General features: G+C 34.3%; 32 protein-coding genes and 5 pseudogenes. 26 read left to right on the top strand and 11 right to left on the bottom strand.

Going from position 1 to position 24,474, the window contains the following annotated elements; all coding sequences use genetic code 11:
• Positions 1–32: 32 nt before the first annotated feature.
• Positions 33–1,247: a M14 family metallopeptidase gene (locus JCM13188_RS13745; protein WP_054754621.1), complete on the bottom strand. Its 1,215-nt coding sequence runs from the start codon at positions 1,245–1,247 to the stop codon at positions 33–35.
• A 162-nt stretch (positions 1,248–1,409) separates the two neighbouring features.
• Between JCM13188_RS13745 and JCM13188_RS13740 the strand changes: the two genes are divergently transcribed.
• The 9 genes and pseudogenes from JCM13188_RS13740 (at position 1,410) to JCM13188_RS21325 (ending at position 8,446) form a co-directional block, all read left to right on the top strand.
• The gene (locus JCM13188_RS13740) at positions 1,410–1,646 is read left to right on the top strand and encodes a ferredoxin family protein (RefSeq protein WP_054754620.1); all 237 of its coding nucleotides are present in this window, start codon (positions 1,410–1,412) and stop codon (positions 1,644–1,646) included.
• A 140-nt stretch (positions 1,647–1,786) separates the two neighbouring features.
• Positions 1,787–2,182 (top strand): hypothetical protein, encoded by a 396-nt coding sequence (locus JCM13188_RS13735; protein WP_054754619.1) that lies wholly within the window; start codon positions 1,787–1,789, stop codon positions 2,180–2,182.
• The gene (locus JCM13188_RS13730; protein WP_054754618.1) at positions 2,158–2,853 is read left to right on the top strand and encodes a GGDEF domain-containing protein; all 696 of its coding nucleotides are present in this window, start codon (positions 2,158–2,160) and stop codon (positions 2,851–2,853) included. Before JCM13188_RS13735 ends, JCM13188_RS13730 begins: the two co-directional genes overlap by 25 nt.
• A complete protein-coding gene (locus JCM13188_RS13725) occupies positions 2,853–3,296 on the top strand; it encodes a dynamin family protein (RefSeq protein WP_054754617.1) in 444 nt (147 codons plus the stop codon). The genes JCM13188_RS13730 and JCM13188_RS13725 overlap by 1 nt, the downstream gene beginning before the upstream one ends.
• A 60-nt stretch (positions 3,297–3,356) precedes the next feature.
• On the top strand, positions 3,357–3,770 hold the full coding sequence (locus JCM13188_RS13720) for a P-loop NTPase family protein (protein WP_054754616.1): 414 nt from the start codon (positions 3,357–3,359) through the stop codon (positions 3,768–3,770).
• A gap of 89 nt (positions 3,771–3,859) precedes the next feature.
• On the top strand, positions 3,860–4,969 hold the full coding sequence (locus JCM13188_RS13715) for a dynamin family protein (protein WP_054754615.1): 1,110 nt from the start codon (positions 3,860–3,862) through the stop codon (positions 4,967–4,969).
• Positions 4,970–5,140: 171 nt separating this feature from the next.
• Positions 5,141–6,325 (top strand): annotated as a pseudogene (locus JCM13188_RS13710) (dynamin family protein); the annotation flags it as partial.
• A 188-nt stretch (positions 6,326–6,513) separates the two neighbouring features.
• Entirely contained in the window at positions 6,514–7,452 is a 939-nt protein-coding gene (locus JCM13188_RS21330) for a TolB family protein (RefSeq protein WP_369405048.1), read from the top strand.
• A gap of 163 nt (positions 7,453–7,615) precedes the next feature.
• Complete coding sequence (locus JCM13188_RS21325) at positions 7,616–8,446, top strand: alpha/beta hydrolase family protein (RefSeq protein WP_369405056.1); 831 nt, start codon at positions 7,616–7,618, stop codon at positions 8,444–8,446.
• A gap of 208 nt (positions 8,447–8,654) precedes the next feature.
• Here the strand turns inward: JCM13188_RS21325 and msrA are convergent.
• Both msrA and JCM13188_RS19415 read right to left on the bottom strand, forming a co-directional pair.
• Positions 8,655–9,129 (bottom strand): annotated as a pseudogene (gene msrA, locus JCM13188_RS13700) (peptide-methionine (S)-S-oxide reductase MsrA).
• 143 nt (positions 9,130–9,272) lie between these two features.
• On the bottom strand, positions 9,273–9,419 hold the full coding sequence (locus tag JCM13188_RS19415; RefSeq protein WP_279401871.1) for a lmo0937 family membrane protein: 147 nt from the start codon (positions 9,417–9,419) through the stop codon (positions 9,273–9,275).
• 105 nt (positions 9,420–9,524) lie between these two features.
• On the opposite strand from JCM13188_RS19415, the gene JCM13188_RS13695 reads away from it, so the two are divergent.
• From JCM13188_RS13695 to JCM13188_RS13680, 4 genes are read left to right on the top strand one after another with little or no spacing between them, the layout of a single operon-like run.
• Positions 9,525–9,851 (top strand): SCP2 sterol-binding domain-containing protein, encoded by a 327-nt coding sequence (locus JCM13188_RS13695; RefSeq protein WP_054754613.1) that lies wholly within the window; start codon positions 9,525–9,527, stop codon positions 9,849–9,851.
• 34 nt (positions 9,852–9,885) lie between these two features.
• A complete protein-coding gene (locus JCM13188_RS13690) occupies positions 9,886–10,440 on the top strand; it encodes an NTF2-like N-terminal transpeptidase domain-containing protein (RefSeq protein WP_054754612.1) in 555 nt (184 codons plus the stop codon).
• A gap of 23 nt (positions 10,441–10,463) precedes the next feature.
• On the top strand, positions 10,464–10,907 hold the full coding sequence (locus JCM13188_RS13685) for a hypothetical protein (RefSeq protein WP_369405055.1): 444 nt from the start codon (positions 10,464–10,466) through the stop codon (positions 10,905–10,907).
• A gap of 17 nt (positions 10,908–10,924) precedes the next feature.
• Complete coding sequence (locus JCM13188_RS13680; RefSeq protein ID WP_369405054.1) at positions 10,925–11,977, top strand: penicillin-binding transpeptidase domain-containing protein; 1,053 nt, start codon at positions 10,925–10,927, stop codon at positions 11,975–11,977.
• A gap of 52 nt (positions 11,978–12,029) precedes the next feature.
• On the opposite strand, the gene JCM13188_RS13675 is transcribed toward JCM13188_RS13680, so the two are convergent.
• The 4 genes and pseudogenes from JCM13188_RS13675 to JCM13188_RS13655 form a co-directional block, all read right to left on the bottom strand.
• Positions 12,030–12,965 (bottom strand): glycerophosphodiester phosphodiesterase family protein, encoded by a 936-nt coding sequence (locus tag JCM13188_RS13675; RefSeq protein WP_279401870.1) that lies wholly within the window; start codon positions 12,963–12,965, stop codon positions 12,030–12,032.
• Positions 12,966–13,061: 96 nt separating this feature from the next.
• Positions 13,062–13,964 (bottom strand): annotated as a pseudogene (locus JCM13188_RS21320) (superoxide dismutase).
• Between the two features lie 58 nt (positions 13,965–14,022).
• A complete protein-coding gene (locus JCM13188_RS13660) occupies positions 14,023–14,400 on the bottom strand; it encodes a carboxymuconolactone decarboxylase family protein (protein ID WP_377326663.1) in 378 nt (125 codons plus the stop codon).
• A 162-nt stretch (positions 14,401–14,562) separates the two neighbouring features.
• Positions 14,563–15,546 carry a potassium channel family protein gene (locus tag JCM13188_RS13655; RefSeq protein ID WP_054754607.1) on the bottom strand — a complete coding sequence of 328 codons (984 nt, stop codon included), beginning with the start codon at positions 15,544–15,546 and terminating at the stop codon, positions 14,563–14,565.
• 167 nt (positions 15,547–15,713) lie between these two features.
• Here JCM13188_RS13655 and JCM13188_RS13650 point away from each other — a divergent pair.
• The 3 genes and pseudogenes from JCM13188_RS13650 to JCM13188_RS13640 all read left to right on the top strand — a co-directional run bounded on the left by JCM13188_RS13650 (position 15,714) and on the right by JCM13188_RS13640 (position 17,726).
• Positions 15,714–15,921 (top strand): annotated as a pseudogene (locus JCM13188_RS13650) (CDGSH iron-sulfur domain-containing protein).
• A gap of 220 nt (positions 15,922–16,141) precedes the next feature.
• Complete coding sequence (locus JCM13188_RS13645; RefSeq protein ID WP_369405053.1) at positions 16,142–17,227, top strand: D-alanyl-D-alanine carboxypeptidase family protein; 1,086 nt, start codon at positions 16,142–16,144, stop codon at positions 17,225–17,227.
• A gap of 130 nt (positions 17,228–17,357) precedes the next feature.
• Positions 17,358–17,726 (top strand): DUF1360 domain-containing protein, encoded by a 369-nt coding sequence (locus JCM13188_RS13640; RefSeq protein WP_054754605.1) that lies wholly within the window; start codon positions 17,358–17,360, stop codon positions 17,724–17,726.
• Between the two features lie 52 nt (positions 17,727–17,778).
• On the opposite strand, the gene JCM13188_RS19405 is transcribed toward JCM13188_RS13640, so the two are convergent.
• Together JCM13188_RS19405 and JCM13188_RS19400 are read right to left on the bottom strand one after the other, a co-directional pair.
• A complete protein-coding gene (locus JCM13188_RS19405) occupies positions 17,779–17,958 on the bottom strand; it encodes a hypothetical protein (RefSeq protein WP_279401874.1) in 180 nt (59 codons plus the stop codon).
• A 2-nt stretch (positions 17,959–17,960) separates the two neighbouring features.
• Positions 17,961–18,248, bottom strand: coding sequence for a DUF2512 family protein (locus tag JCM13188_RS19400; protein WP_279401869.1), 288 nt, complete (start codon positions 18,246–18,248; stop codon positions 17,961–17,963).
• Positions 18,249–18,679: 431 nt separating this feature from the next.
• On the opposite strand from JCM13188_RS19400, the gene JCM13188_RS13630 reads away from it, so the two are divergent.
• The gene (locus tag JCM13188_RS13630; RefSeq protein ID WP_054754604.1) at positions 18,680–19,120 is read left to right on the top strand and encodes a hypothetical protein; all 441 of its coding nucleotides are present in this window, start codon (positions 18,680–18,682) and stop codon (positions 19,118–19,120) included.
• Positions 19,121–19,132: 12 nt separating this feature from the next.
• Positions 19,133–19,963, top strand: a complete 831-nt coding sequence (locus JCM13188_RS13625; RefSeq protein WP_054754603.1) for a DUF3307 domain-containing protein — start codon at positions 19,133–19,135, stop codon at positions 19,961–19,963.
• A 24-nt stretch (positions 19,964–19,987) separates the two neighbouring features.
• Here the strand turns inward: JCM13188_RS13625 and JCM13188_RS13620 are convergent, their stop codons facing one another.
• Together JCM13188_RS13620 and JCM13188_RS13615 are read right to left on the bottom strand one after the other, a co-directional pair.
• Complete coding sequence (locus tag JCM13188_RS13620) at positions 19,988–20,437, bottom strand: hypothetical protein (protein ID WP_054754602.1); 450 nt, start codon at positions 20,435–20,437, stop codon at positions 19,988–19,990.
• Between the two features lie 16 nt (positions 20,438–20,453).
• A complete protein-coding gene (locus JCM13188_RS13615) occupies positions 20,454–20,714 on the bottom strand; it encodes a DUF1292 domain-containing protein (protein WP_279401868.1) in 261 nt (86 codons plus the stop codon).
• 150 nt (positions 20,715–20,864) lie between these two features.
• On the opposite strand from JCM13188_RS13615, the gene JCM13188_RS13610 reads away from it, so the two are divergent.
• The 8 genes and pseudogenes from JCM13188_RS13610 (at position 20,865) to JCM13188_RS13590 (ending at position 24,342) form a co-directional block, all read left to right on the top strand.
• Complete coding sequence (locus tag JCM13188_RS13610) at positions 20,865–21,311, top strand: NUDIX hydrolase (protein ID WP_054754601.1); 447 nt, start codon at positions 20,865–20,867, stop codon at positions 21,309–21,311.
• Positions 21,308–22,018 carry an MsnO8 family LLM class oxidoreductase gene (locus tag JCM13188_RS13605; RefSeq protein ID WP_279401867.1) on the top strand — a complete coding sequence of 237 codons (711 nt, stop codon included), beginning with the start codon at positions 21,308–21,310 and terminating at the stop codon, positions 22,016–22,018. The genes JCM13188_RS13610 and JCM13188_RS13605 overlap by 4 nt, the downstream gene beginning before the upstream one ends.
• Before the next feature lie 50 nt (positions 22,019–22,068).
• Positions 22,069–22,248 carry a hypothetical protein gene (locus JCM13188_RS19395; RefSeq protein ID WP_279401866.1) on the top strand — a complete coding sequence of 60 codons (180 nt, stop codon included), beginning with the start codon at positions 22,069–22,071 and terminating at the stop codon, positions 22,246–22,248.
• A 192-nt stretch (positions 22,249–22,440) separates the two neighbouring features.
• Positions 22,441–22,785 (top strand): hypothetical protein, encoded by a 345-nt coding sequence (locus JCM13188_RS13600; RefSeq protein ID WP_054754600.1) that lies wholly within the window; start codon positions 22,441–22,443, stop codon positions 22,783–22,785.
• 137 nt (positions 22,786–22,922) lie between these two features.
• Positions 22,923–23,392 (top strand): annotated as a pseudogene (locus JCM13188_RS21315) (DUF3231 family protein).
• A 16-nt stretch (positions 23,393–23,408) separates the two neighbouring features.
• The gene (locus JCM13188_RS21310) at positions 23,409–23,756 is read left to right on the top strand and encodes a DUF3231 family protein (protein WP_369405052.1); all 348 of its coding nucleotides are present in this window, start codon (positions 23,409–23,411) and stop codon (positions 23,754–23,756) included.
• 8 nt (positions 23,757–23,764) lie between these two features.
• Positions 23,765–23,965, top strand: coding sequence for a DUF3231 family protein (locus JCM13188_RS19375; RefSeq protein WP_369405051.1), 201 nt, complete (start codon positions 23,765–23,767; stop codon positions 23,963–23,965).
• An 8-nt stretch (positions 23,966–23,973) separates the two neighbouring features.
• Positions 23,974–24,342 (top strand): hypothetical protein, encoded by a 369-nt coding sequence (locus JCM13188_RS13590; RefSeq protein WP_369405047.1) that lies wholly within the window; start codon positions 23,974–23,976, stop codon positions 24,340–24,342.
• Positions 24,343–24,474 lie beyond the last annotated feature (132 nt).

The following is a 24,474-nucleotide window of genomic DNA, read 5'->3' as shown; positions in this document are numbered from 1 at the left end:
GGCAAATACACTCAATATTCGGTTTTATTTAACTATTTTATTCTGTCCCAGCCTCTTTTTTCAAAAAATAAATTTACAAGAAAAATTCCAAGTGTTTCTTCATATATTTCATCGAACTGGCTAAACGGTAAAGGGTTGGTCCCACGTCCAAGTTCAACTGTATATCCTGGCCGTCTATATTCTTGAATGTACCAGTCTTTAAATCCAGCATGACTATCTACATAACGAATAGGGATATAGCCACTAACCCTTCCATATTCATTTACAATTGTTTGAGCCTCACGTGGTTCTAAACCCTCATAACCCCAATAAATGACCTCACCTTGAGTGTGTAAGGCAAGAACGCGATCAAATCCTTTTTCTTCAACTAAGTTAGCCATTGTTTTAGCCTCAGGTTCTGATAACGGATAAGGACCAGGATAATTTCTTGGTGAAGGCTGCTGCCGTTTTCGATTGCTTTCAATTTCCCAATTAGCAGGATATTGATTATTTAAGTCTACTCCTCTGATATTAGCTTTCCAATTATTAAAATTTGTACTTTGATTATTAATGGATAGTACTAAATCGCGGATCGCTTCATCATCTGGTAATCCTTGGTTAATTAAATCAACACCATCTGGATTGACCATTGGAACAAGTGATAATGTGATTTGATCATAAAAAGCATTCATATTTACATCGCGAATAGGTTCACCTGATGAAAGAGATAATAAGTAATCATGTAGAAAACGCATGATAACTGATGTTGTAATGGATTCATTAGCATGGAAAGATCCATTAATATGAACATGTTTGTCGCCTTCACCAATTGAAACTTCATATATAGGTTTATTTTGAACAGATCGACCGATTTCTCTAAGCGATATAAATGGGTACTGATTTACCAACGTAAATAAATCATCTTCTAGACGTTCGGAAGTATAAAGTTGATCAAAGTTAAGAATGTCATTGTTAATTCTGACTGGTAAAGTGATGGTATCCCCAACCCTTAGTTGATAAGGGTCAATAGGGTTTGTTGCCAGAATCTGATCTAAAGGTATTTGATTATTTTGGCTAACACTCCAGAGCGTATCTCCACTTTGGATTTTGTAACTGTGGGTTTGATAATAAGGAACTTTGATCACCTGACCAATCCTTAGCATACTTGGGTTTGTGTATGGATTAGCGTTCAATAATTGCTGAAGAGGAACATTGAATATGCTTGATATTCTATAGTAGGTCATTCCAGGTTGAATGACTAAATCCATTTGAAATCCTCCTTAAGTATTTAAGATGGAACACTATTATAAGTATATTTGCACATTCACAAAAAAAGTGCTTATAATTTTATTAGAATACATTGCACAGACGTGGTTTCTTATATACAATGTGTTAAGATAGTTTTAGAGAAAAATAAAGGAGTGGTTACTTTGGCATTTATTATTACATCACCTTGTAAGGATGAAAAAGCTGCAGAATGTGTTGAAGTCTGCCCGGTAGATTGTATCGAGGAAGGCAAGGACATGTTCTATATAGATCCAGATATTTGCATTGATTGTGGTGCATGTGAAGCGGTATGTCCAGTAGAAGCTATTTATCATGAAGATGAGCTTCCTGAGGAAGAACGCGAATATATCGAAATTAACCGTAAATTCTTCCAAGAATAACATAAGGTATTAAAAAGGCTGGATATAGTTATTCAGCCTTTTTTCTCTTTGAACACGTGTTTTTAAAAATGTTCCTAATTTAACGTGACTCGCCAAAAGGCGGGTTTTATTAATGAAATAATTTCTAAGGGGTCTACAATATGAAACGATTATATCTAACTGATACACAAACGGAGCAATTCTTCTCATTATTAAGATGGCTGTTTTTAATCGTTTGTTCTGGCTTATTTTACTATGAACCAATTAGACAACAGCTTCAGCTGACTTTCGAGACATTTGACTATTTATTTATCACAGCATTTTCATATATGTTAATTACTCAAATTGCCTTATTTTTTACTTCTAAAAGAGAACGATTGCAACAATTTGTCTTAAAACTTGGAATTGTGATGGACTTTATTGTTATTTTTTGGCTGATCGCATTATCAGGTGGTATGAATAGTTGGTTTATCCCTGTCATTTATCTATTTCTTATGCATGCCACAATCTACTGGAGAACAAAAGGGTTGTTATGGTCTTTAATTTTTCTGTTTTAGCCTACACAATGATTGGATTCTATCAAGCTAGTAATATAACGACTGATGTTATTTGGACTTACCTTTTTAATGTATCATTCTTTATTATTATTGGCTTATTTGCTGGAATATTAGCATTAAGGGAACGAAAACATTTAAAAGAAAAGGTTTCTTTTCACGACCAATCAATTAAAGATTATGTAACAGGCCTATATAATCACCGCTCATTCCAAAACACGTTGTCAAAACTAACTCAAAGTGAAAAACCAATTACATTAATTATGGCAGACATTGATAATTTTAAACAAATTAATGACCGATATGGACATACTATTGGCGATCAAGTATTATCAGCGTTTGGAAATACTTTAATCCATGAGTTAGATCCTATGGAGAGCTACTCTTTTCGCTATGGTGGAGAAGAGTTTGCGATTATTTTATTTGATCGACATAAAAGATCTATAGAACAACAAATTAATGAATGGAATAAATTATTTCAGCACGGGATTCAGCTCATTCCGGAATTAAAAGGTGAAAACATTACCATTAGTTATGGAGTCGCTTTTTCCGCAGAAGATGACGAAAAGGATGCATTATTAAAACGAGCTGATGACTATATGTATTTAGCTAAATCAAATGGGAAAAACCAAGTGATGTTTCAGGAATCATATGAACGTATAGGAGAATCATGATGATCACAACTGACAAAATAAAAACTTCATATAATTTTGATGTCTTATGGAACATATTCGAAAGAGAGCCGTATCAAAATATTAATCAAAAGTTATTAAAACTGTATAAGAAATGGCAAAAGAGGCAATTAACGATTGGGTTTACAGGGCATTTTTCTGCAGGAAAATCAACGTTAATTAATGCATTGTTAGAAGATGATATTCTCCCATCTAGTCCAATTCCAACTAGTGCGAACATTGTCGAAATACAATACGGAAATGCGGAATCAACCACCTATCATCTTCCTAACAATCTCCAGGCAAAAGAGGAAACGATTAATTTAGATCATGTTAAACAACTTGCACGTAACGGTGAGACGGTTGAATCGATCACCATCCAAAAACCTATCAATGTGTTGAAAATGACATTACTTAATGGATACACCTGGTATCGATTCCTCTGATGATGAAGAGTTCAAGAGAACGTTATCTAACACGTATCTAATTGATTTTTTGTTTATGTAATGGATTATAATCACGTTCAATCAGAAGTGAATTTTAAATTTCTTAGAGAACTTGAAGATAACAGAGTACCATACGTAATGGTCGTTAATCAGGTCGATAAGCACAATGATGAAGAGCTACAATTCGACTCATTTAAACAGTCATTAAAGGAGAGTTGTCGTTCTTGGGGACTTAAGCCAAAACACATATTCTATACGTCTTTAATTAATGAGGGACATGAGCTTAATCAATTCGAAAACCTTCAACAATTTTTACAACAATTAATTGAAGATCAAGAGCGATTAATCGTTGATAAATTATCGTTTGAGTTAGAAAACTTAATGGAAGAATGGGCTAATCATAAACTTGATTTAAACCAAAATGAATACGATTCTGTAAATGAAAAACGAAATTCAATCAAAACGTTTGTTTGAAGAAAAGAAATTAATCATTGAAGAAAAGGATCAGTTTCGTTCGAAGCTGAACCAAAAAATGAACGATTTGTTTCAAAAACGCTTATATTATGACTTTTGAAACTCGTGAATCAGCAAAATTGTATTTAGAGTCCCTTCAGCCAAAGTTTAAAGTTGGAAGAATATTTTCTAGGAAAAAAACAGAAGAAGAAAAACAGAGAAGACAAAGTGAATTTTTGAAAGCTATTCAAGAGCGAGTCAAAACTGAAATGATTTGGCATATTCGCAGACTGCTATTGGACATAATGAGCGAAGAACAATTAGAAGACCAAGCACTAACAGAAAACATTCAAAACTTTAGTTTAAAGATTACTGAAGAAGATTTAAATAAGTCAGTCAATCCTTCAGCAGAAATCAATGCTAATTCTGTTTTAATTTATACTGATCAGCTTCATAAAGATTTATCTAAGAAAGTTAAACAAGAAGCGGCATCAATCACAACAGATCTTGAAGGGATTATGAAACAACATCAAGATAGAAAAATTGAAAAAATTAATGAAAATATAAAGCAAATTGAATCAGAACTAGAAGATTTTCAAGATCTTGACGCATTAGAAGAACAAAAAGGGCAATTAGTTACTCAGCTCAAAGACCAAGTTTTTAATGAAGATACATCTAATGATAAAATCGAACTCGCTGCGAAGGAATTCTTCTACACTCAAAGTGTCGATATTAATGAGCTATTAAGACGTGACATAACTGAAGAAGAAACTGAGCATGAAACTAAAGCAGTGAATAAGGATGAACGTTTAAATGCTGAAGCTATTAAGAAAAGAAGTCAAGTTGCACTTAGTTATATAAAAGACTTATCACCATTAGAGCCTTTTAATAAATCAATTACAGAACAATTTAATCAGTTAGAGAACACACAAATGACCATTGCTTTATTTGGAGCCTTTAGTGCTGGGAAATCGTCATTTGCAAATGCTTGGTTAGGTGAAGCAGTTTTACCCGCCTCTCCAAATCCTACAACAGCGGCTATTAATAAAATCGCTCCTGTTTCTGAGAAACATGAACATGGTGATGTGTTAGTTCAATATAAAACTGATGACCAATTATTAAATCAATTATATAAAATTATTGAGCCATATACGAGCGAGACCTTTAATGCTTTATCTGATTTAGTAAAGTATTTATCAAAAACATCAAAACGTTATTGAAACATTTGCATCAAACCGAAGCATCTTTTATCCAAGCATTTCTTGAAGGTTATCAACAAAACGTACAGAATTAGGAAAAGAGCGTGCCATCACGATTAGTGAGTTTCCTAAATATGTCACCATTGAATCGATTTCATGTTTCATTGAAGAAATGACCATTTTTATGATTGTGATTTAACCAGAAAAGGCATCACATTAGTGGATACTCCAGGTGCTGATTCCATTCACTCAAGGCATACAAACACATCATTACATTATGTGAAGCATTCAGATGCGATTATTTACGTTAACTATTATAATCATGCATTTTCAAGGGCTGATAGAGAATTTTTAATTCAATTAGGCCGAGTTAAGGATACGTTTGCATTAGATAAAATGTTCTTTATTTTAAATGCGGCCGATTTAGCTAAAGACCAACAAGAACTGAAACTTGTAGAGAATTATTTAGTTGATCAACTACAACAATATGGAATTAATCAACCTTCTGTCTATTCACTTTCAAGTAAAGCATTAATGGACGGGGAAGAAAAGGTAGATGATCAACCGTTTTTCCATCGTTTTGATCAATTTATCGAGCAAGATGCTAAAGAAATAATGGCTAATCAGTTAGATTTAGAACTTAAGCGATTAAACGAATATCTTTCATCAACCATTAAGGAAGCTGAATCAAATAAGGAAGAACAAGAACAAAAGCTAATTGAATTACAAAAACAACTGAAAGAAGTCTTAAAATGGACAGAAGAAGAATCTGATGCATTGTACATTAACCATTTGGAACAAGAAATTAATGAATTGACTCACTATTTACACCAACGACTTATGATTCAATTAACGGACTTAATGAAAGATTCAATCAATCCAGTCACTATTGATGCAAATGGAAAACAAGGCAGACAGCAGATCAAGATTGCACTAAAGAGATTACAAAGCTATCTTGCTGAACAATGGTCAAAAGAGTTTAATACTACACTAATCATACTTGAAAGAAAGATGTCGTTAACGTTAGATGAATGGGTAAAACAAGTGAACCAATATATTGAGAACAACACCGAGCTTACTAAGTTACTATTTAAAGAAAAATCTTTTTCTGAACCTAATTTACTCCAAATGACAGAGCTTTTAACAGAACAAAACGCTGATGATTTATCTGCTATTTATAAAAATAAAAAAGAGTTCTTTGAACAACAAGAGGTCCAAGAATTATTCGAACAGCTCAATACCAAACTGGATAATGCAGTGAAATCCAATGTAGAAACTCTTAATTCTGAGCTAAAATCACACTTTGAATCTCAATTTAAGAAATCAAAAGATCAAGTAATTCAAAATTATAAAGAAACAGCAACAAGAATTAATTAGTCAAAAGCAAGCAATTTATCAAAATGCAGATTATCTACAAACATTCCGTCAACTTTATCAGGAGATTCAATAGTAAGAAAATTCGACAAATACAGTTTCTTTCGCTATAATTTGTTTAATTGCATTAAACAATGAGGGGGATTTGATGACAACTAAAAGAGTATTAAAAGCAGAAGATTTATTCCGAATTGATTCAGTTGCAGACCCGAGAGTCTCACCTACAAAAAGAAGCTGTATTTGTCAAAACAACATTAGATCAAGATGAGAATAAATATGTATCAAATTTATATCATTTAGATTTAAAAACCAATGACGCTACTCAGTGGACATATGGCAAACAAAGCGTGTCACACCCTAGATGGTCAAATGATGGACAAAATATTCTATTTCTATCCAATCGTGACGATAAGAATCAAGTCTACATTCTTTCCACAAAAGGTGGAGAAGCTAAAAAAGTTACAGATGAAAAAGAAGGCGTAACAAGTGCTGAGTTCTCCCCAGATTCTAAGCGAATTATCTATCAGACAGGTTATAGCTTAGAAGGAGATGACAGTTCAGATGATAAGGATAAAGACGAACAAGAGCTCCCTAAGCCTAAAGTGATTCATCGTATGAAGTATAAAGCTGATGGGGCAGGTTTGCTCAAAGAGAAGTACCAACAACTAAAATTACTAGATTTGTCTTCAGAGGATGTCAAAACTGTTAAAAAAGGAAAACAAAATTTTATTTTTCAATCCTGGATTAACAACTCAACATTTGTATATTCAACTGATGAAGATGTGAACCAAGATTTTAACTTCAATCATAACGTTTATATTCATCATTTAGATCGAAACGAAGATCAGGAAATTCCAACAGAAGATGGCTATGTCTCAAGCTTTACCGTCTCTCCAAACGGTCAACAACTTTTATTTATACATATGGGCCGTAAATATTATAATGCTACACACACTGAAATCTATCATTATGAACTAGACTCTGGAGTCGTCACACCATTAACAACTGAACTAGATGCGCCAATTGGTGATTTTGTTGTGGCAGATACTCAGCAACAACTTATTTACATGGTGTTGAATGGGCATCGGATCGTGATTTCTACTTTCCTGTATCAGATCAAGGTAATGTAAATCTCTATTATGGAAACATTGATGGTGAGCTCTATCCAGCACTAAAAGATAATTTACACGTATTTGGATTTGACTTATATAAAGACGAACAGAAAGCCTTACTCACGATAAGCACTCCAATAAATCCTAGTGAATTGTATGAACTAGATATAACTTCAGGAGAATTAAAAAATTAACGTCTATTAATCAAGACTTCCTAGACGAAGTAGAAGTTGTCGAACCTGAAGCTATTTCTTATACGAGTAAGGATGACTGGACTGTTCATGGTTGGTTTATGAAACCATCACAGTTTAAAGAGGATAAATCCTATCCGATGGTCGTTAATATTCACGGAGGACCACATGCTTTTTACGCAAATACGTTCTTCCATGAAATGCAGTACTTAGCGGCTAAAGGTTATGCTGTTCTGTACGTGAACCCTAGAGGAAGTCATAGTTACAGTCAAGAATTTGTGGATGCGGTTCGCGGAGACTATGGTAACGGGGATTACCAAGACATTATGAATGGAGTAGACTATATTTTATCTAAATATAATTGGATTGATGAGAGCCGTTTAGGGGTTACTGGCGGAAGCTATGGTGGATTTATGACGAACTGGATTGTTGGACACACTGATCGCTTTAAAGCGGCGGTGACTCAAAGAAGTATTTCAAACTGGATTAGCTTCAGAGGTGTAAGTGATATAGGGTATTACTTTAATGAGTGGCAAATTAAAGCTGATTTAGGGGAAGTCGAAAAGCTTTGGAAGCATTCGCCAATTGCTTATGTAGAAAAGGTGAGAACACCTCTTAAAATCATCCATAATGAACTAGATTTCCGTTGTCCAATGGAGCAAGCTGAACAATTATTTATAGCTCTTAAGCATCAAGGAAACGAAACTGAATTTGTTCGCTTCCCGGATTCAGATCATAATTTATCTCGTACAGGTAAACCGAACCTCAGAATTGAACGTTTAGAGCATATTGCAGGTTGGTTTGATTATTACTTAAAATAAAGGACGCGGGGCGCCCGTTTAACCACTCAGTGAGCCGACTAAACGGGCCACATCATCCTCCTGCGATTGCTCAGCGCAAAACTTAAGCAGAAGTAATGCAAGAAGCATTTGCGAACACGTCGGCACTAGAACGTCCTGTTCCTTGCTTTTAAATTTAAAAATGCCAACTTCTCACGCGATGAATTCGCAAGGGAAGATTGGCATTTTCTTATTTCCAATATTGTTCTATAAATTGATCTCGTCCTGATTTTTTACGGTCTTCCTGATATTCTTCAGGATTCTTTTTATAAAAATCTTGATGTTCACCCTCAGCAGGGTAAAAAATACTAGCTTCAAGTATCTCAGTGACAATTGGTTTAGAGAATTTACCGCTTTGTTCTAACTCTTGTTTAGACTGTTCAGCTAAGCGTTTTGTTCAGGTGAGTGGTAAAATATTGCAGTACGATACTGAGAACCGCGGTCATGAAACTGTCCGCCAGCGTCAGTTGGATCAATTTGTGGCCAATACAGATCTAATATTGTTTGATAATCAATTTTATCTGGGTTATATGTAATTTGAACCGCTTCATAATGGCCAGTATCTCCAAGTTTAACTTGTTCATAACTTGGGTTTTAACATTACCACCTGTATAGCCGGATACAACTGAAATAACACCATCCCACTGATCAAATGGTTTAACCATGCACCAAAAACAACCACCTGCAAACGTCGCTTTTTTCAACGTGATTACTCATTAGTTTCACCTCTCTATGACATACATTATATCAATCTGATATTGAATGAAAAAGTAAAAGAGCTTTAGAGTGCTAAACACTCCAAAGCTCTTCACAATTTTCGTTTGCCAGTTACTAATTGATAAATAAAAATGATTCCAGCAATAATGAGGAGAATATGAATTAATCCTCCAGCGAAATCTAATAATAAGCCAATTAACCAAATCCCTAAAATAATCCAAATAATAGTCCAGAGCATGTCCTCACTCCTTAAGTATTCTTAATTTTAATTATTCCCCAAAGACATATTTAGTAAACTAAACCTTCAAATTTTGGTATAATTAAAGAAAAAGGGGGAGAGTGCGTGTCTTTAGAAGCTAAATTAACTCAATTGAAAAACAAAATGAATGATGAGCCAAAGTATTACGATGGCATGACATCATCATTTGTATTTAAGATTACTGATTTAGAAGAAATATGGAGTGTAGATTTTAATGGGAATCATGTAGAGTTGTTTAATCACAAGCTGGAGTCACCTACATGTATATTGAAAATGGACTCAAATCATTTTAACAAATTGTTAGAAGGAAACTTGAATGCGACGACTGCCTTCATGATGGGGAAAATCAAAGCTGAAGGGGATTTATCTAAAGCTTTAAAACTACAGAAGATTTTAACGAACTATCAGTGAATAAATGAGTAATACATAAAAGGGGTGTGAAGGTTTGAAAAAATTCATATTTTTACTGGGGCTTTTATTAGTTATATCAGCCTGTTCTGAGAAAGAACCAGAATACACCAATCCGTATGATGCAGCCAGTGATTATCTAAATTTATGGCAAGAAAATAACTTTCAAAAGATGTACGATGAGTTACTATTACAACGTACAACTGCTGAGTTTAGTGAGGAAGACTATGTTGAACGTTACCAACATTTATATGAGACACTAGAGGTTAAAAACCTTTCTTTAGAAATTATAGAACAACAAGAACTAGCTCAAGAAGATCTAAAATCTTTACAAAGCTTTGACATACCTATAAAAATTTCCTTCGAAACAATAGCGGGAACGATTGATTACCAGAAAGACCTTCATGTTGAAAAAGTGGTATCTGAAGAATATGCAGGTGAAAGTAATCAAAAACTTGATCCAGAAAGCCCTTGGCATGTTGAATGGGACCCTTCTTTCATACTTCCTAACCTTGAAAAAGGGGATGAGGTACGCCTATCGACTACACCAGCTAAAAGAGGTGACATTGTCGACCGTAACGGAAATTTTTAGCAACTCAAGGTGAGGTCTATGAAATTGGAATTGTACCTGAGAATTTTAACGATTCTAATATACCTAAACTAGCCCAAATTTTAGATATATCAAAAGAATCCATCGAAGAGAAACTCAATCAAAGTTGGGTGCAGCCTCACTTGTTGGTTCCGATTAAGAAACTGAGCCTTGATGATGAAGATTTAATGACTCGTGCTATTGCCATAGACGGAGTAGGTTCTGATTACACTATGGATCGTGTTTATAATTATGGTAAAGCAGTATCTCATTTAACAGGATATATCGGTTCTATTACAGCTGAAGAATTAGAAGAGTTTAAAGACCAAGGTTACACAGCTCAAGATGTGATCGGAAAACGTGGTTTAGAACAACTGTATGAAGAGAAACTTAGGGGGAAAGACGGGGTAGAATTAAAGATCCTTAAACCGAATTCATCAACACAAACTATCGCTAAAAAGATCCGGTAAACGGTGAAACGGTCAAGCTGACAATTGATGTTAAACTCCAGAAACAACTTTATAATACTTTAAAAGATGAAGCAGGTACCGCCGCGACGATTAACCCTAAAACGGGTGAAGTGACAAGTCTTGTCAGTTTCCCAGCGTTTGACCCAAATGACTATGTCCTTGGTTTTAAACAATCCGATTATGAAGCTTTATCTAATAATAAGTTGAATCCAACGTTAAATCGTTTTGCTGCATCATTTTCTCCGGGTTCAGTTATGAAGCCAATAAGTGCAGCTGTTGGGTTAGAACATGGAAAACTTAACCCAAATGAAACAAAAACGATTACCGGGAAGAGTTGGCGTAAAGATGACTCTTGGGGGAACTATTCTGTTACACGTGTTTATGAACAATATGAAAAAGTTGATTTAGAAACAGCCATGGTTCATTCTGATAACATTTATTTTGCGATGATGGCAACTGAGATGGGTGCAGAGACGTTCACAGAAGGTCTAACTCGACTTGGCTTTGGTCAAGAGTTTCCATTTGAATATCCTGTAGCAGATTCACAAATTTCAAATAGTGGTGACCTAAATCGTGAGGTTCTATTAGCTGACAGCGCATATGGCCAAGGCGAAGTACTTATGAATATTGTGCATCTAGCTTCTTTATATGGCGGAATTGTCAATGATGGAACTGTGATGAAGCCATTACTTAGAGCTAATGAAGAACAAGAAGCATGGATAGATCAAATGGTCAGTCAAGAGAATGCTAAATTATTACAAAACCTTTTAAGAAAAGTCGTTACAGAAGGTACAGCAAAGAGCATAAACATTTCAGGCAATAAAATCGCTGGTAAGACGGGGACAGCTGAATTAAAAACAAGCCGAGATGAAGAAGGGGCCGAGAACGGATTCTTCGTATCTTATGATCAATCAAACCCTGAAATGGTATTAGCCATTATGGTTGAAGGTGTTCATAACCATGGCGGTAGTGGTTATGTAGTCGATTTAGCTAAACAATTTTATAAAAAAGATAACCATATTAAAAACAGCGCTGTATGTGAACAGCGCTGTTTTTATCTTTGGTGGTAGAAGACTCCTTCCTTAAGTAGCATTTGAGTTTAGGTAGGAGTAGTTCAATGAATTAATATCCTAATTCTTTTAACACTTTAATTAATAAATCAGGTCTGTCTGTTACAATCCCATCTGCACCGCGCTTTATTAATGTTTTCATCACTTCTGGTTCATTAATTGTCCAGTAGTGAATCTGTAAACCCATTGACTCCGCGCTTTCTAAAATATCGGGTGTCGTTAGATCATAACCGCTTGCTTGCACAGGTAATTGCATAGAATCAACAGAAGGGAAGTATAGGTTTTTTGCAAAGAATTTATGAGTCAAGACAAATTCTCTAACTTCTTGTTCTCCAGCAGATAATGCTATATCATCATCTGCAACGTCTTGAAATGTTTCAACGATATCGTGGTCAAAAGAAGCTATCGTCACTTGATCCTCTAAGCCATTTTCTGTAATTAAGTGATTGAGCCTTTTTGAAATTTCTTCTATACGATTATAAGGATTTGTATCTTTAATTTCTATTAAAAATCGCTGATTCGGAAAGGCATTAAATAATTCTTCAACAGTTATTAATGATACACCCTGACCTCTGTAAGGAAAATTGCCATCTTGATCACTCCAATAATAGCCTGCATCTAACTTTTTAAGTTCATTTAATTGAAGGTCTTTCACATATCCTGTTCCATTAGTAGTTCGGTCAACTGTTGGATCGTGAATCGCAATTAAATAACCATCTTTTGAAATATGAATGTCAGTCTCAAGCACATCCGCACCAAATTTATTTGCTTTCTTAAAAGCAGGCATCGTGCTTGATGGTGCTAAGTGTTCGCCGCCTTGGTGGGCTATAACAAGAGGTTTGTCTTGTTTATAAAACGGTTTAACGTCAATGGTATGAAGAGGTATTAGGTTTAAAATAACATATAAACCACCAAGTATACCTAGTGTCATAGAAGCTCGTTTAATTAATTGATCTTTTGTCAGCTTTGATCTCTCTCTTTTAAACAAAATATAATCCCCCTAGTTTTTCTATCTATTATTATATCAAATGAAAGATAAAGAGGGAGTAAAACAAAATAATTAACCATAATTTTGTTATGTTAACTAATAAGCTTCCCATTTAAGTTTTTTAGCTGCTTGATAACGTTTTGTAACTTCATCCCAGTTTACGATGTTCCACCACTCATCAACATATTTTGCTCGATTATTCTCATACTGCAAATAATAAGCGTGTTCCCATACGTCTAATACTAATAGCGGGATGGCATCCCATTGACTTAAATTTTGATGTTTTTCTGCTTGCAGAATCTCTAATCTATGAGATCTAGGAGAATAAACGAGAATAGACCACCCGACACCTTCGACACTTTTGGCAGCTTCAGAAAACTGCTTTTTAAACTGTTCATAATTTCCGAATGATTGATTAATCGCTTTAAGTAAATTGCTCTTGGGCTTCCCACCACCATCTGGGCTCATAATATTCCAAAAGATAGTATGCAAATAATGTCCAGCTCCATTAAATGCTAGCTCTCTTTCCCAGTGTTTTATTAAATCAAAGTTATTAGTCTTACGAGCTCTTTCTAACTCACGTTCTGCCGTATTGAGTCCATTTACATAGCTTAAATGGTGTTTGTCGTGATGAAGCCTCATGATTTTTCATCAATAATGGTTCGAGTGCATCGTATGAATAGGGGAGTGGAGGAAGTTGATGTTGACCGATTCCAATTGCTTCATTTTTGATTGACGCTTGTCATATTTCTGTATTTGGTTCCATTCATGAGCTAAAGTTTCAGCATCCTGCTTAATTTCAAGCGCCTTATCAGATGTGAATTCATCTTGATGACCTAAATAGAAGGATACACGTTTAATTAGTAGATTGAGCTTACTTTCAATTTCAGTAACATCAGTTCGGTTATTTACAGAATTAACTGAACGATGCAACTGTTCTTTATAATTCATCAGCCACCAATGCATCTCATTAAGAAAAGTACCTAAAGAAGTTGCCATAAAAAACCTCCTGTAACATTCGTCATCATTATTGTATGAATGTCACAGGAAAGTGGGATTAATGCTCAGTATTTGAATAGTGGTGATAAGAATCCATAGTTAATGTCACGCCTTGAGCCATTGCAGCACCACCACCTAAAGCAGCACTAACAGCAACCGTTTCCATTATTTCCTTTTCGGACGCATTGTGTTCAGTTGCACCTTTTGTATGATAAATAATGCAGTACTCATCCTGAGCATAAATGCTGATGGCTAATGCTATTAACTGCTTCGTCTTTTCATCTATTGCACCAGCTTCAAAACAAGATTCAGTAAAATCAAAATAACCTTGAGTCATCCTAGGTAATTGATCCTTTAAATGATTTAACCCTTCTTTGTAATCTAAAATGGATTGATCAAAGAAATTGTTAGGTGTCTCACTATGTTCTTGCATCATTGACTTCACTCCGTTTCATATTTTTGACTACAATAATAGGTTTTAAAATAAAGGCGAGACTATACAAGGAAATAAAATGAAAAAAGACAAGAGTGAACCCTTGTCTTTATCCTGGTATATTATTAGAAATTTCCTCATAGGTTTCCTGATCGCATATAATCATTAGTTCAGTATTGTCAGGAATTCTTTCATCTGCTTTTTAGCAATTCCTAACCGTTCACCTTCAGCTAATAACGTGGCTCCGTAATCTAATAAAGCGTTGTATGCATCACGATAGGTTTTCCATTTAGGATCCTTTTTAATTGTATATAGGTCATGACCGTAATTAGTTGACGTTAGTTGCCTAAACATCTCACTAGCACCTTTAAACGTGGCACTTTTAGCAATGAGGTGAGCACTCGTTTGATTAGGAGTAATAAATTCATCTACTTTTGAATGTTTAAATGCTGAAATATGATGATCGTACAAGATTTCAGCAATAGTATAAACTTCAAATTCTTCATGATTCCCAAGACCCTCAATAGTTGTTGTAATTAATAGCGTCTGTCCGTCAGCTAATGAATAATTTTTCACATCATCTGATGCAAAAATCAAAACAGCATGACTTTCTTTAATGTTGGCTTGGTGTAATGTATTGACATACGCCGGATTACCCGAAATAAAATGAACTCTATCATGTCTAAACGGGGTTTTCTCTAAGCTTTCATCAATCAATACAACATCACGTTTTTCTTGCATATTTAATAATTCATTAATGGTTTCTTTTGATCGTTTTGTATAATTAATAATAATATAATGACCTTTTTCTTTATAATCCAACTTACCTTCCTCCTTTTTACGACGATACTCCTGTATCCCATCAACAATGTATCCAATCACAACACCCATTAATCCAATTCCAACTATGTACACAACTGTCATGGCATATAATTGACCAGCCAATGTGACTGGAGATAAATCCCCATAACCAACCGTTGTGACCGTCGTCATAATCCACCACAATGCGGTGAAATAAGATGTAAATGTTTCTGGTTCTAAATAGTGAATAATATAGGAAGATACAAAGATAAAAGCAATTAACAGTATGACATATAAAAGTTTATTATCAATCTTTTGGATACGTTTCTTTATAAGTGCGAAAAACATCTACAACATCCTTTATGGTATTTATAGAACAATTATACATCTAACCTAGCATAGTGAACACCTCATATAGAACAAAACCTGATTAGCTTGAACTTATAATCGCTTCTAGAATTCCATCTCACATCATGGTAAGATAAACATAAAAAAGAATAGAGGGGGAGTTAAATATGAGCGATCGACCAATTATTCAAGTGCGTGATAATGGTTCAATCCTAGTTAAAGGTGATGTTGAATTATTAGATGCAGAAGGAAATAAGTACGAGACAAAGCCCACTTTTTTCATTATGCCGTTGTGGGGCTTCCAAAAACAAGCCTTTTTGCGATGGGTCACACAAGGAAATTGGATTTGAATCCGTCACAAGAACAAATGACTAAGAGCCCATTCGGAAAGGGCTCTTTTTATTTGGTTAAATTACCCTGTTTAAAATTTTGTTACAACTTTCATGATTTATTGCACCTTGTACATATATTAGATTATACTGAACCTTATAAAATAGCTGAGGGGTAATTTCATGTTTCTAACTAGAGTACTTATTCCCATACTAATCATCATACTCTTAACACCTTTTCAGATATTTGGAGAGGAACATAAAATATTAATATAAACAGCGAAGCTGCTATATTAGTAGATGCAAATTCTGGGGAAGTTTTATATAGCCAATCTGCTGAAAAGTCAATGTACCCTGCTAGCATTACCAAGATTGTAACGGCTATTATTGCAATAGAGCAAGGTAACCTAGGTGATACAGTTACGGTTAGTGAAAATGCCAGGAATGTTATCGGTACTAGAGTTTATTTAGAGCCCGGTGAACAAGTAAAAATGGAAAAGCTAGTAAAGGGGCTACTTCTTAATTCGGGTAACGATGCAGGTGTCGCTATTGCAGAGCATATGGATGGAAGTGTTGAAGATTTTTCCGATCGAATGAACCGTTTTGTTAAGGAAGAAATAGGTGTCACTAATTCAAATTTTGAAAACCCACATGGTCTTTATGATCCCAAACATGTGACGACTGCTAGTGATATGGCTAAGATTACTCAATATGCGATGCAAAATGAAACGTTCAGAGAAATTGTCGGAACCAAACAAATGGAGTGGGACGGTGAAGGATGGGATACCACCCTTTATAACCACCATAGATTAGTTCGACAGCGTGATGATGTAACAGGTGTTAAAAATGGTTTTGTGAGTCAATCTGGATTTACTTTGGTCTCCTCCGCAAGCCAAGAGCATCTTGATTTAATTGTTGTCACATTAAATTCAACGACCGCTGATGCAGCCTATCAAGATACTAATGAACTGCTCGATTATGGTTTTGAAAATTTTAAAACTTTCACTGTAGAAGCTACATCTCAAAATTATCAGATTGGGAACCGAGAATATATTTTTGAAGATGATTTTGTTTTTACAGCTGATCGAAATTTAGTATGGACACACGAAGTTAATCAGCAAGGTCAACTCATTATAAAAAATGATCAAGGCATGACCATAGATGCGTATGATCTTCAAGAGGTATTGCCAGCTTCTACAAATAACAATACTCCAGAAGCTATTGATCACACTAAGACAGAATTGAATCAATTTAGTTCATGGGGAATTGTTTCAAGTACCATTGTCATTATAGCTGGGTTACTAATTGTCAAGATAGTCCGTAAACGCCGAAAAAACCGTATGTTCTATTAATGGGACCTTTTAATAAGGTTCCATTTTTTTCATTTTTAAAGAAATTTTCATAAATAACTTAAAAACATGTATGAACCACATTTTAAAACAAAAGTTAAATAATAATATGGATTTAATAAGGGGCGTTTTCATGTTTGAAGAGTTAAACTGGCTTACATATTTGATGATTATATTAGCAAGTTATCGCTTCACACACTTAATTGTATTTGATAAAATTACGGAATTTATACGAAAACCGTTTTTAAAAAAACAAACAATAAAAGATCAAGAAGGACATCTTGAAAGGAAAGACGTTCCAAAGTCTAAGTTCGGTTATTTATTAAATTGTTACTGGTGTGCTGGAGTTTGGAGTGCGATATTCTTAGCCTTAGGGTTTATGTTTATTCCGAACATAGCTTTACCGATTATCTTTATCTTATCTATTGCAGGAGCTCAGGCTATATTAGAAACATTTGTAGGTGTCGGAGTGAAATTAGTTGATTATTTAAAAACTAAATAAGACGGCTATAAATCAGCCGCCTTACTTTTATAGGTCTCTTCGTGGACCTAGATTATATTTTTGAATTAACATCTAAATCCTCATCTAGGTCTTCATCCATATCTAATTCATCAGGTTCAAGTTCTTCTGAAAATTCCGTTTGTAACTGGTATTGATCAGCTCCATGATGTTCCTCACGATCCGCTTCATCGTATTCATTTTGTACATACTTATGAAAGAAGTACTCAAAAATAGTTAATCCAGCTGCTGAAATAAGAGAAGCCGTAAAAGATCACCACCGATTGTCAACATGTCTAACATGAAATAAATCACGACGTAAGCTAAGATAAAGTCAGTTATAGTTGCAACAGTATTGTTGGTTCTAGGCAAAATAAATGCATCACCTAGGTAAGAGACAAGAGTTAATACAACACTAATCATCAATACATTTCCAAAAGAAACATCATATCCAAACCCTAAAATTAGATATAATAGTACAAAACAAGATGCCAATTTAATCGCTAATAATTTCATATGGTTCATTCATTAGACCTCCTTTCTTTATATATTGTTGTAAAATTTTTTCATTCTATACGTAGATTGGACTTTTATAAAGTAAAAGTATATAATTAGTACATGCATAAGTAGTGTATTTCTATTTGTACATGATTATTATATGTACTTTCCGCTGTACACTAATTGGAGGTGTATAAATAATTGAAGCATTATGCTTGTCTCTCATTAGATGTCGTAAAATCGCAATCACATAATTTACAGCTAGTGGAGTCTCAATTGGTCAAACTAAAAAACCATCTGAATGATCAATTCAAAAATCAATTAACAATTAAATTTGATATCCGTAAAGGCGATGAATTAATTGGGGTTTTCGATTCTTTTAGTGATTTATACAGAGCAATTAGAGACATTGAAGATTATATTGAAGAAAATGGTCAAAAAATCACATTTTATATCGGATGTGGTTTGGTAAGATTGATACGAAGAATAAAAGTAGTATACATGTCGCAAACGGCAGTGCAATCATCAACGCTTTATACGCCCGAGACCAAATAGTTAAAGCAAATGAAAGGGAAGCGAAAGTTTGGGATTTAACACCTCATAATAAGGTATTTTACTATTCTGAAGACTTCCCGTATTCTTCTGTCAATGCTTTGTTTTATTTTATTAGCGAATTAATCTACAAACGTAGTGAAAAGCAAAGAGAGATCGTTAAAGCAGTTAAAAACAACCCTGATGATACCTATGAAGCAATAGGGAAGAGATTTGGTTATAAGTCCCCTAAAACGAGTGTCAGCAATCATCTATATGCTGCTAATCATGAACTCGTATCGGAATCAGAAAAAAGCCTTATTCAATTATTAGATTTTCACCAAAAACAGCTTGAACAAGATAAGTGAGGATGTCAAAATATGGTCTATTTAGCTTTATTAATATTAGCACATTTTATAGCAGATTTTTCTTTCCAAAGTGACGATTTAATAAAAGGACGAAAAGACCCTAATTTTAAAGTTAGGAATAGATCGCTACTAAAACATGTGATGATTCATTTCGTTACAGCAGTCAGTTTGGCTTTAATTGGTATTCTAATAACTCAATCTATTAATCTATCAATTTTCTTAATGTTAATAATTATCATTACCCTAATGACTGTAACTCATTATGCGATTGATGCAGCTAAATATCATTTAGATCAACAGCTGACATCGCAAAAATGGAAGGCTTTACTATTTTTATTAGATCAACTATTACATTTAATCATCATCACTATTCCATTTATCTATTTAATGCAGTCATTTCATATAGTCAATAATGGGTTTGATTATTGGATTATTATTTTGATTCTGATCTATCTTAATACCGTAGTCGCATCACATTTCCTTCAAATTGTTTTGGAAAAAATAACACCACCAAACACGATGGAACAAATTGTAGAAGAAGAAGTTGATCGACAAGAGAAAGATGAAGATCCTCAAGTGCATACAGTCATCACAAGAAGTAAGACATCGTATCCAGACAGTAATCATAAAATTGGCCGATATATTGGGATGCTCGAACGAACATTAATTATGATGTTTGTATTTTCAAACCAAGTTATGGGAATTACCATAATCCTTGCTATTAAGTCAATTACACGATTTAAGCAATTTGAGGACAAACGTTTTGCTGAATATTATCTTATTGGTACATTATTAAGTATGATTATTGGAATTATGTTTGGTTATTTAGCAGGACTTATTTAACCGCTCAATAATAACTGAGCGGTTTTATCTCATTAAGGTAATAGTAGGGGAGACAGAGCTACTCGGATAATCTAACTGATTTAACAGTTCATCAATAGGTGCATTAAATAAGAAAACTCTTGGCCTGTTTTCCTCATCAAACGTTAATAGGTATGGTTTTTCATCTAGAGGTTGAATAATAATAACAGTATCAACTTCTGCGGTAAGCCACTCATTATCAATTGTTACCTTAGGTTCTAAGGGAATCTTAATCATGAAGCCACGATCAGGAATTGGATTAATCCCCTTAAAAATATCATATATGTTACTAATAATTTTCTCAGATTCTTCTTGTATTGAATCTGATTTAGTAATCGTTTTTACAACTTTTTCAGTTTCAATATCAAATATTTCAACTTGAAGTTCTTCATTAGTTGCTGTTACTGGTGATACAAAAAGTGAAATAGATAAGAAAAGTGTTTGAATAAATCCCATGCAAATCCCTCAATTCTTAGAAATCTTCGTTATCACCAGGAGTTGCTTCTAAAGCAATTTCATAAGCATCAATGATGGAATCTCTAACTTTTGGATCTTCAATAGGAACTAAATATTGTTCGGACCCTTCCTGCTCAATTTTCATAAGTATAGTATCATAATCATCTTTTAATAATGCATAGGAGTCATCCTCCATATCAAATAGAGCCTCAACAATTAATTCTCGTTCCTCACCTTGTTCATCTCGAATCATAATCCGATCGCGATTTTCAGTCACCTTATATACCTCCAATTAATTTTAGAAATGTAACTATAGTCTTTGTCACAATTAAAGATATTATGACTTAAAATAATTCAAACAAACGTTTGTTTGAAAAAAGGGAATTAGAAATATTTATGGAATCTATAAAGGAAGGGGGGGATTAAAATGACTAATCAATCGGTTGTTGTCCTAGCAAGAATGAATAATAACTTTATTTTAATTAACCAATATCGGAAACCAATTGATGGTTACACCATTCAGTTGCCAGGAGGAGGGGTCAATCAAGATGAACCCCTTGAAGATGCAGTAAGAAGAGAGTTTATAGAAGAAACTGGATATCGTTGTGGCCAAGTAACTTTCTTAGGAAAGTTAAGACCCGCTTCATGGATATCAAATGAGGTTACATACGTTTACTATACTGATGATGTTATAGAGTATATTGGACAAGCTTTAGAAAGCCATGAGAATATAGAAGTATTAAATATGAGTACGAATGATTTATTAAAGAATATCGAAACAGGAAAAATTGTTGATTCCGAATTAACATACGCCTGTTTACAATGTCTTCTTAAAGGAATCATTAACATAAATATGAAAGGGTTAACATCATGAAATTGAGCGTATTAGATCAATCTCCCATTTCCAAAGGGCAGACAGCAGAAGAGGCATTACAAAATTCTTTACAACTAGCAAAAGAAACTGATCAATTAGGTTACCACCGTTATTGGGTAGCAGAACATCATAGTACAAACGGACTTGCTTGTACGTCCCCAGAAATATTGATAGGGCAAATAGCAGCTCAAACCAATCAAATTAAAGTCGGCTCAGGCGGTGTTTTACTACCTCAGTATAGTCCTTTAAAAGTTGCCGAAAATTTTAACATGTTATCAGCTTTTCACCCAGACAGAATTGATTTAGGGGTTGGCAGGTCTCCTGGGGGACCACAGAAGGTTAGGCAAGCGTTAACGGACGGACATAACAAAAACTTAAGCGCATTTTCAAGACAAGTTAAAGAGCTCCAATCGTTTATTCACCATTCATTTCCTATTGATCATGAATACCGAGGGATTAAAGCTGGTCCTAAAGTGCAAAGTAAACCAGATATCTGGGTGTTAGGTGTATCGGAACGAGGTGCTAAACACGCTGCAGTAAATGGGGTAGGGTTTACATATGGTCATTTTATAAACCCGAATAATGGAAAAGAAGCCATTCATTTGTATAAGAAGCGGTTTAAACCTTCTTTTAGTTTAAGTGAACCTAAAGCGAACGTCTGTATTTTGTCGTTTGTGCTGAAACACAAGAAGAAGCTGAAGAATTAGCGCTTAGCCAAGATTTATGGCTTTTGAATGTAGGAAGAGGGAAGAGCACGGTGGTTCCACCTATTGACCTGGCTAAAAAACGAACCTATAACCAAGAAGAGATGGAAGAAATAAAACAAAACCGTAAACGCACATTAATTGGAACTCCTCGATCAATCAAAAAACAACTTGAGTCATTACAAGATTTGTATGATACTGACGAATTTTTTAATCATTACCAACATATATGATTTTAATGCCAAACTAAAGTCTTACAAGCTATTAGCTGAAGAAATTCTTTCTTAAGCGTTCTGATAGTGAAGGAAACCTTATAATATTCTGCGAAGAAAGATAGATAATCTTTATACCAACATTTTTCTGTAAAGTAAGTTATAATATAGAAAGAGGCCTTTATAAGGTACGTCAAAATGTTGGAGGCAAAGATGAATAAATTAAATGTTCAGCACTACACAAATGAGTATAATGATCGTGTTACTCAAATGACTGAAACGATTGATAAACAAACGGTGGTAGCAAAAACGACTCATATCGTAAATCAAGATGCGGAGCACATTGGCTTTGTTAAATTAAAACGTGGACGTGAATACAGTTTAGAGTTCTTTGTAGATCAACCAGAGGATATTGATGCTAAAATTAATGACCTTAACGACATCACTTGGATAGAAGAACAAATGAAATTAGAGTTAACAAGACTCATCCGAGAAATGGGTGGAGAAGAACAAGTTGCCCAAACACACCCGACCTTATTTCGTACGAAAATCAATTAATTAATCCCGTTGGCAATAATGCCAGCGGGATTTTTATATTATATGAATAACTTATACAAACTGATGAAAACTATTGTATATATTTAACATTACTTAATTAAACATCTAAAAACCACTCCAAGCTAGGAGGCTCAACTATGAATGAACATAAAGAAAACTTAAAGGAACACCAACAAAATAGGAAATTATCTGCATCAGAATTAGGGGATTTATTTACGAATTACGTCGGAGATACCCTTTATTGCTGTATGTTTGATCATCAGTTAACGGTTATTAAAGATAAGCAAATTAAGGAATTATTAAACAAGGGTTTGGAAATATCCCAAAACCATATTACCAAATTAGAAAATTTATTTAACCAAGAAGTATTCCGGTTCCCGTTGGCTTTGGAGAGCAAGACTTAAGGAGCGATGCACCAAGATTATTTAGTGATATCTTCATCTTATTTTATTTTAACCAACTCACCAGGGCTAATATGACTACTTTTTCTGATGCAATTGGTACATCTACTCGTGAAGACATCATTGAATATTTTGAAGCCTGTTTAGATGAAAACGTTCAGCTTTATGAAAAGTCCCTTTATATGCTGCTAGAAAAAAGGCGTTGATACTTCGCCGCCAACCATTCCATATCCTAAGAAAGTTGATTTTATTGAAAAAGAAGGCTTTACTTCTTTTATAAAAGGAAAGAGAAGGCCTTTAACTGCACTTGAAATTAAACAACTTCAAATTAATATTAATACGAACACTTTAGGGAAGTCACTCATGCTTGCATTTAGTCAAGTAGCCTCTTCTGAAGCATTACGTCAATATTTTTATGAAGGAGTTCAATTAGCAGACAAACAGATCTCCCATTTAGGTCAGATGTTAATGAAAGAAAACTTACCAACGCCCAAAATAATGGATACCCATATTTCAGATTCAACCATAGCACCATTCTCAGATAAACTGATGCTTTATCACACGTTTTAGCAAATGGTATCGGAATACAAAATTATGGCCTCGCCATATCTAAAGTATTACGACACGATATTCACTCCCAATTTGTCACATTGTCTGCAGGAATCGCAAAATACTCAAATAAAGGTCTCAACATTATGATTGAAAATGGATGGTTAGAGGAGCCTCCGACATGCGCAGATCGAGAAAAACTATCTAAAGACACTAAAGGAACTAAGTAGGATATGTTATGGACCAAAAACCAAATAAGATTGAAGCCATTATTTGGAGTATCTTGTTACCTGGATTTGGACAATTATTAAATGGACAGATTGTAAAAGGGTTAGTATTATTAACGTTAATCATTTTAGTCAATTACAAAGCAAAATTAAATATTGTCATGATTGCCTCTTTTAATGGAGATATACAGAGAAGTATAGAAGTGACGGATTATCAATGGCTAATGTTTTACCCTTGTCTTTATATGTTTGCGATATGGGATGCTTATAAAGATGCAAAAGGTGAAAACGGATTCTTAGCTTACTATCCATTTGTAGTAGCTGCTTACTTTATTACAGTTGGATTGATCTTTTCTTCAACATTAGATTTTTTGGTTTGAAGCTAGGACCTGTCTTTTTGCCGGTTATTTTTGCAGGAATTGGAGTGTGGATTGGTTTCTGGCTGAGAAAAGTCGCTATTAAAATGGTTAGAAAATCACAGAATAAATCTCAATAATAAACAGATCAGGTAT

It is taken from the genome of Piscibacillus salipiscarius JCM 13188 (genome assembly GCF_001311865.1).
Taxonomy (GTDB): domain Bacteria; phylum Bacillota; class Bacilli; order Bacillales; family Alkalibacillaceae; genus Piscibacillus; species Piscibacillus salipiscarius.
This window is presented reverse-complemented; position numbering and strand designations above follow the sequence as displayed.

Coding starts and splice junctions, on each gene's coding strand:
- JCM13188_RS13590 (WP_369405047.1), top strand. CDS start 23,974: ATGGACCAAAAACCAAATAAGATTGAAGCCATTATTTGGAGTATCTTG.
- JCM13188_RS13640 (WP_054754605.1), top strand. CDS start 17,358: ATGTTTGAAGAGTTAAACTGGCTTACATATTTGATGATTATATTAGCA.
- JCM13188_RS13660 (WP_377326663.1), bottom strand. CDS start 14,400: ATGATGCAAGAACATAGTGAGACACCTAACAATTTCTTTGATCAATCC.
- JCM13188_RS13610 (WP_054754601.1), top strand. CDS start 20,865: ATGACTAATCAATCGGTTGTTGTCCTAGCAAGAATGAATAATAACTTT.
- JCM13188_RS19415 (WP_279401871.1), bottom strand. CDS start 9,419: ATGCTCTGGACTATTATTTGGATTATTTTAGGGATTTGGTTAATTGGC.
- JCM13188_RS13605 (WP_279401867.1), top strand. CDS start 21,308: ATGAAATTGAGCGTATTAGATCAATCTCCCATTTCCAAAGGGCAGACA.
- JCM13188_RS13720 (WP_054754616.1), top strand. CDS start 3,357: ATGGATTATAATCACGTTCAATCAGAAGTGAATTTTAAATTTCTTAGA.
- JCM13188_RS13730 (WP_054754618.1), top strand. CDS start 2,158: ATGGTCTTTAATTTTTCTGTTTTAGCCTACACAATGATTGGATTCTAT.
- JCM13188_RS13715 (WP_054754615.1), top strand. CDS start 3,860: ATGACTTTTGAAACTCGTGAATCAGCAAAATTGTATTTAGAGTCCCTT.
- JCM13188_RS13630 (WP_054754604.1), top strand. CDS start 18,680: ATGTGGTTTGGTAAGATTGATACGAAGAATAAAAGTAGTATACATGTC.
- JCM13188_RS13745 (WP_054754621.1), bottom strand. CDS start 1,247: ATGGATTTAGTCATTCAACCTGGAATGACCTACTATAGAATATCAAGC.
- JCM13188_RS13655 (WP_054754607.1), bottom strand. CDS start 15,546: ATGTTTTTCGCACTTATAAAGAAACGTATCCAAAAGATTGATAATAAA.
- JCM13188_RS13600 (WP_054754600.1), top strand. CDS start 22,441: ATGAATAAATTAAATGTTCAGCACTACACAAATGAGTATAATGATCGT.
- JCM13188_RS13625 (WP_054754603.1), top strand. CDS start 19,133: ATGGTCTATTTAGCTTTATTAATATTAGCACATTTTATAGCAGATTTT.
- JCM13188_RS19400 (WP_279401869.1), bottom strand. CDS start 18,248: ATGAACCATATGAAATTATTAGCGATTAAATTGGCATCTTGTTTTGTA.
- JCM13188_RS13735 (WP_054754619.1), top strand. CDS start 1,787: ATGAAACGATTATATCTAACTGATACACAAACGGAGCAATTCTTCTCA.
- JCM13188_RS13725 (WP_054754617.1), top strand. CDS start 2,853: ATGATCACAACTGACAAAATAAAAACTTCATATAATTTTGATGTCTTA.
- JCM13188_RS13620 (WP_054754602.1), bottom strand. CDS start 20,437: ATGGGATTTATTCAAACACTTTTCTTATCTATTTCACTTTTTGTATCA.